A 12,857-nucleotide genomic window follows, 5' to 3' on the forward strand; every position below is an offset into this window, starting at 1 on the left:
ATGAACAAGCACACTTCTCACCTCACGGGCGATCTCACGGCTGAAAAGATCGTTGGCAGCGTCCATTCCAGTATTCGCCACGATTCCGCGCATAAGCATGTGGCCGGCACAGCCGTCTATATCGACGACATCACCGAGCCGGCCGGCACGCTGCACGTGGGCCTAGGCCTTTCGACCGTCGCCCACGGTATCCTGAAATCCGTCGACCTATCGGCGGTGCGCGCCGCGCCAGGCGTTGTCGATGTGCTGACCCATGAGGACGTGCCCGGCGTCAACGACATCTCGCCGTCCTACATGAACGACGATCCGGTGCTCGCCAACGGCAAGGTCGAGTTCCACGGCCAGCCGATCTTCTGCGTGATTGCCGAGGCGCGCGACCAGGCTCGTCGCGCCGCGCGGCTTGCGAAGATCGAGTACGAAGAACTGCCGGCCGATATCGACATCTGGGACCTCGACGTCAAAACCCACCGGCAGGTGGTCACGCCGCTGACGCTGAAACGCGGCGATGCGGCCACCGCGCTTGAAAGCGCCCCGCGCCGGGTGAAGGGCCGCATGCGGCTCGGCGGCCAGGACCACTTCTATCTGGAAGGTCAGGTTTCGCTTGCCATACCCGGCGAGGATGACGAGATCATCGTCTATTGCTCGACCCAGGGTCCGAGCGAGACGCAGCACATGGTGGCCCATGCGCTCGGCGTGCCGAGCAATGCGGTAACGATCGAGGTGCGCCGTATGGGCGGCGGCTTCGGCGGCAAGGAAACCCAGGCGAACCAGTGCGCGGCGATCGCGGCGATCGCCGCCAAGAAGCTGAACCGCGCCGTAAAGATCCGGCTCGACCGCGACGAGGACATGGCCGCCACCGGCAAGCGGCACGATTTCGCCATCGACTACGAGGTCGGTTTCGACGAGGAAGGCCGCATTCACGCCGTCGATTATACGTTCGCGCTGCGGGCCGGTTTTTCGGCGGACCTTTCCGGCCCGGTGGGCGACCGTGCACTCTTCCATTGCGACAACGCCTATTTCTTCCCGCATGTGCATGCCAAATCGGCGCCGCTCTATACGAACACAGTCTCCAACACGGCATTTCGTGGCTTCGGCGGGCCGCAGGGCATGGTGGGTGCGGAACGCGTCATCGAAGAGGTGGCGTTTGCCGTCGGCAAGGACCCGCTCGAAATCCGCAAGTTGAACTTTTACGATGCGATGGGCGTCGAGGGGTCACGCAACCTCACGCCCTACCACCAGAAGGTGGAGGACTGCATCATCCAGCGCATCGTCGCGGAACTGGAGGAAAGCGCCGACTATGCCGGCCGCCGCCGCGCCATCGCGGAATTCAATGCCAAGAGCCGCTTCGTGAAGCGCGGCATCGCGCTGACACCTGTGAAGTTCGGCATTTCCTTCACCAAGACGGAATCGAACCAGGCGGGCGCGCTGGTGCATATCTACACGGATGGCTCCGTGCACATGAATCACGGCGGCACCGAGATGGGGCAGGGCCTGCACCTGAAGGTCGCGCAGGTGGTCGCGGAGGAATTCCAGATCGACATCGACCGGGTGAAGATCACCGCCACCACCACCGCCAAGGTGCCGAACACCGCACCGACCGCTGCTTCCTCGGGCGCCGACCTGAACGGCATGGCGGCGCAGAACGCCGCCCGCCAGATCAAGGATCGGCTCATCGATTTCGCCGCCGAAAGCCATCAGGTGCCGCGCGATCAGGTGGTTTTCCTGCCCAACCGGGTGCGCATTGGCCATATCGAGATTTCATTCAATGAACTGGTGAAGAAGGCCTATATGGCGCGCGTTCAGCTCTCGGCGGCCGGTTTTTACAAGACGCCGAAGATCCATTGGGACCGTTCCAAGGGCCGAGGCCATGCCTTCTATTACTATGCCTATGGGGCGGCTTGCTCGGAGGTTTCCGTCGACACGCTGACCGGCGAATATGTTGTCGAGCGTACCGATATCCTTCACGATACCGGCCGCTCACTGAACAGGATCATCGATATCGGCCAGGTCGAGGGCGGCTTCATCCAGGGCATGGGATGGCTGACAACGGAGGAACTGTGGTGGGACGGCAAGGGGCGGCTCAGAACCCATGCCCCCTCCACCTACAAAATCCCGCTTGCCTCAGACCGGCCCAAGATATTCAATGTGGCGCTGACCGACTGGTCGGAGGCCTATGAGCCGACGATCCATCGCTCCAAGGCGGTCGGCGAGCCGCCGCTGCCGCTCGGCATCTCCGTGCTGCACGCTCTTTCGGATGCCGTGGCGAGCGTGGCGGATCATAAGATTTGCCCGCGCCTCGATGCGCCGGCGACGCCGGAGCGCGTGCTGATGGCGATCGAGCGTCTGAAGGTTTCGAAAAAGGGGTAAAGACGATGCCGGCCGCGCGAGAAGACGTTCGGGATTTTCTTCGCCGCGAACCGGTGTCGGTCCTGGTCGAAGTGACGGGCGCGGCGGGCTCGACGCCGCGCGATACCGATGCCTGGATGCTGGTATCGGAAAGCGCGATCTTCGGGACGATCGGCGGCGGCCAGCTTGAATATATGGCGATCGACCAGGCACGCCGCGCAATCCGCTCCGGTCTTGCCGCCGAGCCGATGAGCGTGCCACTCGGACCGGAGATCGGTCAATGCTGCGGCGGCCGCGTCGGCCTCTCCTTCAAGGCGCTCGATCACGAGGTTACCGAAACGCTCATCGCGCGCAATGATCGGGAGATGGCCATGAGACCGCATGTCTATGTTTTCGGCGCCGGTCATGTCGGTGATGCGCTCGCATTGGCGCTGTCGCTCGCGCCGCTACGCGTCGTGCTTGTGGACACGCGGGAGGAGGAGCTCGTCGCCTCGACGGTGCCGCATATCGAAACATGCCTTACCGCCATGCCGGAAGCCGTGGTGCGCGACGCTCCGCCCGGCAGCAGCTTCGTGATCCTGACCCACGACCACGCGCTCGATTTCCTCATCACCGCCGAGGCGTTGAAGCGCGCGGACGCCGCCTATGTCGGCATGATCGGCTCGAAGACCAAGCGCGCCACCTTCCGCAACTGGCTGTCGCGCGAAGCCGGTCGGCCGGAACTTTTCGAACGACTCGTCTGTCCGATCGGCGGTACGGCGGTGAAGGACAAGCGCCCGCCGGTGATCGCCGCGCTCGCGGCGGCGGAGATCATGACCGCAGCGCTGAGATGGGCCGGAAACCAGGTGAGCAGGGCGCAAGCCGTCAGCCGGTAGACGCTTCGACCGCGGCCTCGTCTTCTAGCTGCTTGCCGATCAGCCGCTGACATCGTTCCGCCATGAAGTCGATCATCAGCCGGACCTTGGGGTCTTGAAAGCGCTTGTGCGGATAGATCGCGGCGAGCTGTACGGCGGCGGGCGGCGTATCCCTCAGGATTTCGACCAGCCTTCCTTCCCTCAGATAGGCTTTCACCTCGAAGAGCGGCTTATTGATGATGCCGCGGCTTTCCAGCGCCCATTGGGTCAGCACGTCGCCATCGTCGCTGTCATAGGGACCTCCGACTTCGAACTTGCGCGGACCTTCGGCGGTCATCAGCGTCCAATAATATTCCTTTGAGCCGGGATAGCGCAGCAGAAGACAGTCGTGCTTGTCGGCGATCAGCGCGTCGGCGGTCGCCGGCGTGCCGCGGCGTTCGAGATAGGCGGGCGAGGCGCAGAGCACCCGCTCGCAATTCAGGATACCGCGCATGCGCAGATTGGAATCTTCCAGAACGCCGAGCTTGAAGGCAACGTCGACGCCTTCGCTGAGGATATCGACATTGTGGTCGGAGAGCCGCAGACGCACTTCGATATCGGGATATTTGTCGTGGAATTCCGGAATGCCCGACGCGATCAGCCGGCGGCCGATGCCGAGCGGCGCGGTGATGCGAAGCGATCCTTTCGGATTGCGCGACAGGTCGGCGATCGCGGCTTCCGCCTCGTTCACCGCTTCGATGATCTTCACTGCGCCGTCATAGAAGACACGGCCGTGTTCGGTCGGCGAGAGCTTTCGCGTGGTGCGGTTGAAGAGCCGCACGCCGAGATGGCGCTCGAGTTCCTTTATGCGATTGCTGGCGACGGCAGGCGTCACCCGCTGGTCGCGCCCCGCCGCCGAAAGGGTACCAAGTTCCACCACGCGCACGAAGACGCGCACATTATCGAGATAGGACATGGGTTCTTCTACCACATTGAAGTGCAGATCATACCAGGTGCGATCTTATAGATTTTTTTGAAAGTGTTGAGGATTTGTCGGAATATCCTTGGAAATCGCGAGGTGTCAAAAGTCCGGGAAAAGTTTCTGGGAGGACGCCTTGTACGAATATGCCATCGCCTGGGACTGGCTGACATTCGCCGTTCGCTGGCTGCATGTGATTACGGCGATAGCCTGGATAGGCTCGTCGTTCTATTTCGTTGCGCTCGATCTGGGCCTGAAGAAGCATCCGGCGCTGCCTCCGGGCGCGCATGGCGAAGAGTGGCAGGTCCATGGCGGCGGCTTCTACCATATCCAGAAATATCTGGTGGCGCCCGCCAACATGCCGGAACACCTCGTCTGGTTCAAATGGGAGAGCTATGTCACCTGGTTGTCCGGGTTCGGCATGCTGTGTCTCGTCTATTACGCCGGGGCGGACCTCTATCTGATCGATCCGAACGTGCTGGACGTCTCCAAGACGGTGGCGATCGCCATCTCGCTCGGTTCGATCGCCTTCGGCTGGATCATGTACGATCTGATCTGCAAGTCGCCTTTCGGCAATGACAATACGCGGCTGATGGTGGCGCTTTATTTCATCCTCGTCGCGGTTGCCTGGGGCTATACCCAGCTCTTCACCGGCCGTGCCGCCTTCCTGCATCTCGGCGCCTTCACCGCGACGATCATGTCGGCCAACGTGTTCTTCATCATCATTCCGAACCAGAAGATCGTCGTCGCCGACCTCATCGCCGGACGCACGCCCGACCCGAAATACGGCAAAATCGCCAAGCAGCGCTCGACGCACAACAACTACCTGACGCTGCCGGTTCTGTTCCTAATGCTGTCGAACCACTATCCGCTGGCGTTCGGCACCGAGTACAACTGGATCATCGCCTCGCTCGTCTTCCTGATGGGCGTGACGATCCGCCACTATTTCAATACGCGCCATGCGGATGCCGGCAACCCGACCTGGACCTGGCTTGCGACCGTGCTGCTCTTCATCGTCATCATGTGGCTTTCCACTGTGCCGAAGGTGCTGTCGGGTGAACCCGAGGACGCCAAGGTCTCGGCCGCGCAGCAGCCTTTCGTGGCGGCTGAGAGCTTTCCCAAGGTGCGCGACACCGTTCTCGGACGCTGTTCCATGTGCCATGCGAAGGAGCCGGGCTGGGAAGGCATCATCGTGCCGCCGAAGGGTGTGGTGCTGGAAACCGATGGCGAGATCGCCGTCCACGCCCGGGAGATCTACCTGCAGGCGGGTCGCAGCCATGCGATGCCGCCGGCCAACGTCACCCAGATTTCCGACGAAGAGCGGCGCCTGATCGTTGCCTGGTACGAAAGCGCCATCAAAGGGGAGAAGACAGAATGACCGAAGTCCTGATCCGCGGTCGGGTGCTGACCTTCGTTGCCGAGCCGCAGGGCATCGACGACAGCGCATCCTATCACTACTTCGAGGACGGCGCCGTCCTGGTGCGCGACGGCAAGATTGTCGATACCGGCACCTATGCCGATATCCGCAAGCTGGCCGGCGCCAATGCGGAGATTGCCGATCATCGCCCGAATCTCGTTCTGCCGGGCTTTATCGACACGCATCTGCATTTCCCGCAAACGCAGGCGATCGCCTCCTATGGCGCGCAGCTGCTCGAATGGCTGAACACCTATATCTTCGTCGAAGAGCAGAAATTCGCGCGGGCCGCCCATGCGGCCGCCGTTGCCGAACGCTTCATGGACGAATTGCTGTCGAACGGCACGACGACGGCGGCCGCCTATTGCTCGGTGCATCCGGAAAGCGTGGATGCCTATTTTGCGGCGGCTGAGGCGCGCGGCATGCGCATGATCGGCGGCAAGGTGATGATGGACCGCAATGCTCCTGAAGCGCTTCGCGATACGGCGCAGCAGGGCTACGACGAGACGAAGCGACTGATCGAAAAGTGGCATGGCCGCGGCCGGGCCCATTATGCGATCAGCCCGCGCTTCGCCATCACGTCGACACCGGAGCAGATGGAGATGAGCCAAGCGCTCGTCAGCGAGCATCCGGAATGCTTCGTTCAGACGCATCTTTCGGAGAACCGTGACGAGGTTGCCTTCGCGACGTCGCTCTATCCGGAAGCGAAAGATTACACGGACATTTACGCCCGCTATGGCCTGCTGAACGAGCGCATGCTGCTCGGCCATTGCATTTATCTCAGCGATCGCGAGATCTCGGTTCTTGCCGAAACGGGAGCGGTCGGCGTCTTCTGTCCGACATCGAACCTCTTCCTCGGCTCCGGGCTTTTCGACCGTGACCGCTTCGACAGGCTGGGAGCCCGCTGGTCGATGGCGACCGATGTCGGCGGCGGAACCAGCTTCTCCATGTTGGAAACGCTGGCCGAGGCCTACAAGGTGCTGCATCTGCAGGGCCAGCGATTGACGCCCTTCAGCTCCTTTTACCGCATGACGCTCGGCAATGCCCAGGCACTCGGGCTGGAGCAGCATATCGGCTCGCTTCATTCCGGCGCGGATGCGGATATCGTGGTGCTCGACTCCGGCGCCAAGCCGGCCATGGAATACCGCATGCGGACGGCGACCTCGCTCGCGGAGGAACTCTTCATCCTCCAGACCATGGGCGACGACCGCTCGGTCGCGGAGGTCTATGTTGCCGGCAAGCCGAAGAAGGCAAAGGATAAGGCCAACGTCGCGCGGCAGCGCATTTTCGAAACGGCCTGATACGTTCGATCCGGCATGACCCCTCATCCGGACTAACCGGGACCTTCTCCTCTTGCTTGTTGGGAGAAGGTCCCGGGGCACTCAAGGCTTATCCCGCTGATTGGGATGAACCCAAACGTCCGCCCATCGCCTTCGTCAGAGCTTCCGCCGCCGTGCCCACGATCGGGCCGATGATTTCGACCCTTGCATCCGGCAGGCGCACCGCGGGCCCTGAGACCGAAATTCCGGCCATAGCTTCCCCATATTCATCGAAGATCGGCGCCGCGACGCAGCGCATGCCGAGCGTATGTTCCTCGTCGTCGATCGACCAACCACGGCTGCGGATCATTGCGATGTCGTCCAGGAGAGCAGGCAGCGTATCGCGAGTCTTCCCGGTGAAGTGCCGGAGGTCTCGGCCGGCGAGCAACGCCGCGATGCGGGCATCCGTCCAGGTCGAAAGAATGGCCTTGCCGATGCCGGAGGCGTGAATCGGCCCGCGATGTCCGGGGCGGAAGAAGGCACGCATCGGCGAATGGCTTTCCACCTGGGAAATGAAGACGACGTCGCCTTCCTCCTCGATCGCGACATTGGCGGTTTCACCGCAATCTTCCATCAACTGTTTGAGGAAGGGCCGGCTGATCGTGCCGAGCTTGCGGAAGCGCAGATAGGCCGTGCCGATCTCGAAAGCCTTAACGCCGATCGTCCAGGCGCCGGTCTCGGCATCATGGGCCACCATGCCGTGCCCTGCGAGCGAAGTCAGCAGCCGGTGCGCGGTGGATGGCGCCATGCCGGAATGATCGGCAAGATCCGTCAGCGTCGCGCCGTCTGCTTCAGCCACGAGTTCCAGAAGTTTCAGGCTCCGATCGAGAACCTGGACGGAGGACGGCGCGAAATTTTCGCCCGGCTTGCGGCCTGGCTTTCCTCTCGCTTTTTCGTAGTGCTGCTCGGTCATGGCGTAACTCCTCTGCACTTTCTGGCACGTCCGCGCTGTCGTGGATTGCCACAGATTACTTGAAAATGTTTATTTCCGCATGGTGGGAATAATTTCCATTCTTTTATTGCCCGCTACGCTGAATGGGATAACCTCCAGGCCAAGAGACGGAGGAAGCCCATGGCTAAGATGCGTGCTGTAGACGCGGCGGTACTGGTTCTGGAACGGGAAGGCATCGATTGTGCTTTCGGCGTTCCGGGTGCTGCGATCAATCCCTTTTATTCGGCGCTGAAGGCGCGCGGTTCGGTGCGCCACATCCTCGCCCGCCATGTTGAGGGTGCAAGCCACATGGCTGAAGGCTATACCCGCGCCCGCGCCGGCAATATCGGTGTTTGCATCGGCACTTCCGGCCCGGCCGGTACGGACATGATCACCGGTCTCTATTCGGCCTCGGCGGACTCGATCCCGATCCTCTGCATCACCGGCCAGGCGCCGCGTGCCCGCCTTGACAAGGAGGATTTCCAGGCGGTCGATATCGCCAAGATCGCCGCTCCCGTCACCAAATGGGCCGTCACCGTCATGGAGCCGGCGCTGGTGCCCTTCGTCTTCCAAAAGGCGTTCCACACCATGCGGTCCGGCCGTCCCGGCCCGGTTCTGATCGACCTGCCGATCGACGTCCAGCTCGCCGAGATCGAGTTCGATATCGAGACCTATGCTCCGCTCGAGCCCTACAAGCCGTCCGCGACGCGGGCGCAGGCGGAAAAGGCGCTCGCCATGCTGAACGCGGCGGATCGGCCGCTGATCGTCGCCGGCGGCGGCATCATCAATGCAGATGCCTCGGACCTGCTCGTCGAGTTCGCGGAGATCACGGGCGTTCCGGTCATCCCGACGCTGATGGGGTGGGGTACGATCCCGGACGACCACCAGCTGATGGCCGGCATGTGCGGTCTGCAGACCTCGCATCGCTACGGCAATGCCACGCTGCTTGCCTCCGATTTCGTCCTCGGCATCGGCAATCGCTGGGCAAACCGCCATACCGGCAATGTTCCGACCTATACGGAAGGCCGCACCTTCGTGCATGTCGACATCGAGCCGACGCAGATCGGCCGCGTCTTCGCCCCCGATTTCGGCATCGTCTCGGATGCCGGCGCGGCGTTGAAGCTTCTCCTCGACGTTGCGACGGAGTGGAAGGTTGCCGGCAAGCTCAAGGACTGGTCTGCCTGGGCGGAGGAGTGCCGCGCGCGCAAACGCACCATGCTGCGCAAGACCCATTTCGACCAGACGCCGCTCAAGCCCCAGCGCGTCTACGAGGAGATGAACAAAGCCTTTGATCGTGACACCTGCTATGTCTCGACCATTGGTTTGAGCCAGATCGCCGGCGCGCAGTTCCTGCACGTCTACAAGCCGCGCAACTGGATCAACTGCGGCCAGGCCGGTCCGCTCGGCTGGACGCTGCCGGCGGCGCTCGGCGTCCGCGCGGCCGATCCGGATCGCCCGATCGTCGCGCTCTCCGGCGACTACGACTTCCAGTTCATGATCGAGGAGCTTGCGGTCGGCGCGCAGCACAAGCTGCCCTACCTGCATGTGGTCGTGAACAATTCCTATCTCGGCCTTATCCGCCAGGCACAGCGCGGCTTCAACATGGATTTCGAGGTCAGCCTCGCCTTCGACAACATCAACGCCTCCGGAGATGCGGAGAAGGGCTACGGCGTCGATCACGTTGCCGTCGCCGAAGGTCTCGGCTGCAAGGCAATCCGCGTGCGCAGCCCGAACGAGTTCCAGGAAGCCTTCACCACGGCACAGAAGCTCATGGAGGAGCACCAGGTTCCGGTTGTCATCGAGTTCATCCTCGAACGCGTCACCAATATTTCCATGGGCGCCGACATCAACGCCGTCGTCGAGTTCGAGGAACTTGCCGAACGCGGCGAGGACGCGCCGACCGCCACGCTGGTCGGTCTCGACTGAGGGCAATTGCGCAAAATAGAGGGAGAACAACCATGCCGAAGTTTGCGGCCAATCTGACGATGCTCTTCAACGAGGTGCCGTTCCTCGATCGCTTCGCGCTCGCCGCTAAGGCCGGCTTCGACGGCGTCGAATACCTCTTTCCTTATGATTTCGACAAGGAGGCGCTGCGCGCCGCGCTCGATCTCAATGGCTTGACCCAGGTGCTGCACAACCTGCCGGCCGGTAACTGGGCTGGCGGCGAGCGCGGTATCGCCATCCTGCCGGACCGGGTGGACGAGTTCCGCCGCGGCGTGGCGTCCGCGATCGACTATGCGACCATGCTCGGCTGCAAGCAGATCAACTGCCTCTCCGGCATCGCGCCGGTCGGAGTTTCGGACGAGGTGCTGAGAGCAACCTTCGTCGCCAACCTGAAATTCGCGGCCGACGAACTCGGTAAGCACGGAATCCGGCTGCTGATCGAGCCGATCAACCGTTTCGACATTCCGGGCTTCTACCTCAACACGCCGGATCAGGCGGCCTCGATCATCGCCGAGGTCGGCAGCGACAACCTGTTCATCCAATACGACCTCTACCACCAGCAGCGCACCGAGGGCGAGCTGATCGGCACGTTCAAGAAGCACCAGGCACAGATCGCCCACGTGCAGCTTGCCGACAATCCGGGCCGTAACGAGCCGGGCACCGGCGAGATAGCCTATCCCTTCGTTTTCGAGGCGCTCGACGCACTCGGCTACGACGGCTGGATCGGCTGCGAATACAAGCCGCGCGCCACGACCCAGGAAGGGCTCGGCTGGTTCGCCACCGCGGTCGGCCGGCAGGGCAAGAGCGCAGACATTCTCAAGATCAGGAGCTAAGTTATGGCAACAATCGGATTTATCGGCCTCGGCATCATGGGCACGCCGATGGCGCGCCACCTTCAGGACGCCGGCCACAAGGTCGTCACCTCGAAGTTCGTCATCCCGCCGCGCCAGGAGCTTCTCGACAACGGACTGGAATTCGTCGAGACGCCGAAGGCGCTTGCCGAAACCGTCCACACGATCATCCTGATGCTGCCGGATACGCCGGAAGTGAAAGACGTGCTCTTCGGCGAAAACGGCGTCGCCTTCGGTCTTTCAGCCGGCAAGCTCGTCATCGACATGAGCTCGATCTCGCCGATCGAAACGAAGGAATTCGCAAAGAGGGTTCGCGGTACGGGCGCCGAATATATCGATGCTCCGGTTTCCGGCGGCGAGGTGGGCGCCAAGAACGCGACCCTGTCGATCATGGCGGGCGGGTCGCAGGAAAGCTTCGACCGGGCGCTGCCCCTCCTCCAACTGCTGGGCAAGAACATCACGCTCGTCGGCGATTGCGGTGACGGCCAGGTGACCAAGGTCGCCAACCAGATCATCGTGGCACTGACGATCGAGGCGGTTTCCGAAGCGCTCGTCTTCGCCTCCAAGGCCGGCGCCGACCCGGCACGGGTGCGCGAGGCCCTGATGGGCGGCTTTGCCTCCTCCCGCATCCTGGAGGTTCACGGCGACCGCATGATCAAGCGCACGTTCGATCCGGGCTTCCGCATTTCGTTGCACCAGAAGGACCTGAACCTGGCGCTGCAGGGTGCCAAGTCGCTCGGCATCGCTCTGCCCAACACCGCCTCGACGCAGGAGCTCTTCAATCTCTGTGCAGCCAATGGCGACAGCGGGCTTGACCATTCCGGTCTCGTCAAGGCACTCGAGCGTATGGCGAACCACGCCGTCGCATGACGGCTGAGCCGGGTGGCGAAGAGGAGCGCCGCCCGGCTTTTTCTAAAGCCGGAGAAAATCGATGCCGACCATTGCCGATCCGCGCGCCTTTCTGGAAGCGCTTTTCCATGTAGCGGTCGCTGCTGCCGATCCGGAGAAGGTGCTGGCCGCCAATCTGCCGGAAAGGCCGAAGGGCCGGACGATGGTGATCGGGGCCGGCAAGGGTGCGGCACAGATGGCGCGGGCCTTCGAACGGCTTTGGGACGCGCCGCTTTCCGGCGTCGTCGTTACCCGTTACGGCTATTCCATTCCCTGCGAACGGATCGAGGTTCTGGAAGCCGCCCATCCGGTGCCCGACCAGAACGGTTTGATGGCTTCCGGCCGGCTGATGGCTGCGGTGCGGGGCTTGACGGAAGACGACCTCGTCGTCGCGCTCGTCTGTGGCGGCGGTTCTGCGCTTCTGCCCGCACCCGCGGGCGAGTTGACGCTCGAGGATGAGATTGCCGTCAATCGGGCGCTGCTCGCCTCCGGTGCGCCGATCAGCGCGATGAATGCCGTGCGCAAGCAGGTCTCGCGCATCAAGGGTGGCCGCCTTGCGGCGCTCGCCCATCCGGCGCGTGTCGTCTCGCTCGTCGTCTCCGATATTCCTGGCGACAATCCCGCCCTTGTGGCTTCTGGGCCCACCATTGCGGATGCGACGACCCGCGCCGATGCGCTGCGCCTCATCGAGCGTTACCGCCTCGATCTGCCTGAAGCGATCATGCGCCATATCCGCGAGAACAGCGACGCCCCACCCTTGCCATCCGATGTTCGGTTTGCCCGCAACGAGGTGAAGCTTGTCGCATCTGCCGCTGTTTCGCTGGAGGCTGCCGCGGAAGCCGCACGCAAGGCGGGTGTCGAAGCGGTCATCCTTTCCGATGCCATCGAGGGGGAAGCATCCGGGGTTGGGCGTGTTCATGCGGCGATCGCCGCGGAAGTGGTTCGCCGCAACCGACCGTTCCGAAAGCCCACCGTCATTCTCTCCGGCGGCGAGACGACGGTGACGATCAAGGGTAAGGGCAAGGGCGGGCGAAACAGCGAATTCCTGCTCTCGCTGGCCGGTGGCATCGACGGTCTGGAGGGCGTTTCCGCTCTTGCAGCCGATACTGACGGTATCGATGGCTCGGAGGACAATGCCGGCGCGTTTGCCGACGGCACGACCGTCGCGCGCCTTGCCGAACGCCAGGCGGACGCCGCCGAATTCCTTGTTCGCAACGACAGCTGGACGGCCTTTTCGCGGCTGGGCGACCTGTTCGTGCCGGGCCCGACGGGCACCAATATCAACGATTTCAGAGCGATCCTCATCCAATAGGATGGTACCTGGACATTGCTTCTTCATGCGGTTCCAAGAT

General features: G+C 62.7%; 10 protein-coding genes. 8 read left to right on the forward strand and 2 right to left on the reverse strand.

Going from position 1 to position 12,857, the window contains the following annotated elements:
• Nucleotides 1-2,367, forward strand: a complete 2,367-nt coding sequence (xdhB, locus tag YH62_RS26610) for a xanthine dehydrogenase molybdopterin binding subunit (protein ID WP_046797347.1) — start codon at nucleotides 1-3, stop codon at nucleotides 2,365-2,367.
• A gap of 5 nt (nucleotides 2,368-2,372) precedes the next feature.
• The gene (gene xdhC / locus YH62_RS26615) at nucleotides 2,373-3,221 is read left to right on the forward strand and encodes a xanthine dehydrogenase accessory protein XdhC (protein WP_046797348.1); all 849 of its coding nucleotides are present in this window, start codon (nucleotides 2,373-2,375) and stop codon (nucleotides 3,219-3,221) included.
• On the opposite strand, the gene YH62_RS26620 is transcribed toward xdhC, so the two are convergent.
• Nucleotides 3,211-4,155, reverse strand: coding sequence for a LysR family transcriptional regulator (locus YH62_RS26620; protein ID WP_046797349.1), 945 nt, complete (start codon nucleotides 4,153-4,155; stop codon nucleotides 3,211-3,213). The two genes, xdhC and YH62_RS26620, sit on opposite strands and share 11 nt — an antisense overlap.
• 139 nt (nucleotides 4,156-4,294) lie before the next feature.
• On the opposite strand from YH62_RS26620, the gene YH62_RS26625 reads away from it, so the two are divergent.
• Nucleotides 4,295-5,536, forward strand: coding sequence for a urate hydroxylase PuuD (locus tag YH62_RS26625; protein ID WP_046797350.1), 1,242 nt, complete (start codon nucleotides 4,295-4,297; stop codon nucleotides 5,534-5,536).
• Entirely contained in the window at nucleotides 5,533-6,873 is a 1,341-nt protein-coding gene (gene guaD / locus YH62_RS26630) for a guanine deaminase (protein ID WP_046797351.1), read from the forward strand. The genes YH62_RS26625 and guaD overlap by 4 nt, the downstream gene beginning before the upstream one ends.
• An 88-nt stretch (nucleotides 6,874-6,961) precedes the next feature.
• On the opposite strand, the gene YH62_RS26635 is transcribed toward guaD, so the two are convergent.
• On the reverse strand, nucleotides 6,962-7,804 hold the full coding sequence (locus YH62_RS26635; RefSeq protein WP_046797352.1) for an IclR family transcriptional regulator: 843 nt from the start codon (nucleotides 7,802-7,804) through the stop codon (nucleotides 6,962-6,964).
• 159 nt (nucleotides 7,805-7,963) lie between these two features.
• Here YH62_RS26635 and gcl point away from each other — a divergent pair, with 159 nt between their 5' ends.
• The 4 genes from gcl to YH62_RS26655 all read left to right on the forward strand — a co-directional run bounded on the left by gcl (nucleotide 7,964) and on the right by YH62_RS26655 (nucleotide 12,817).
• Nucleotides 7,964-9,748: a glyoxylate carboligase gene (gcl, locus tag YH62_RS26640; protein ID WP_046797353.1), complete on the forward strand. Its 1,785-nt coding sequence runs from the start codon at nucleotides 7,964-7,966 to the stop codon at nucleotides 9,746-9,748.
• A gap of 32 nt (nucleotides 9,749-9,780) precedes the next feature.
• Nucleotides 9,781-10,599, forward strand: coding sequence for a hydroxypyruvate isomerase (gene hyi, locus YH62_RS26645; RefSeq protein WP_046797354.1), 819 nt, complete (start codon nucleotides 9,781-9,783; stop codon nucleotides 10,597-10,599).
• A 3-nt stretch (nucleotides 10,600-10,602) separates the two neighbouring features.
• Nucleotides 10,603-11,487 (forward strand): 2-hydroxy-3-oxopropionate reductase, encoded by an 885-nt coding sequence (locus tag YH62_RS26650; protein WP_046797355.1) that lies wholly within the window; start codon nucleotides 10,603-10,605, stop codon nucleotides 11,485-11,487.
• A 61-nt stretch (nucleotides 11,488-11,548) separates the two neighbouring features.
• Nucleotides 11,549-12,817 carry a glycerate kinase gene (locus YH62_RS26655; RefSeq protein WP_046797356.1) on the forward strand — a complete coding sequence of 423 codons (1,269 nt, stop codon included), beginning with the start codon at nucleotides 11,549-11,551 and terminating at the stop codon, nucleotides 12,815-12,817.
• Nucleotides 12,818-12,857 lie beyond the last annotated feature (40 nt).

Source organism: Rhizobium sp. LC145, assembly GCF_001005825.1.
GTDB lineage: Bacteria > Pseudomonadota > Alphaproteobacteria > Rhizobiales > Rhizobiaceae > Neorhizobium.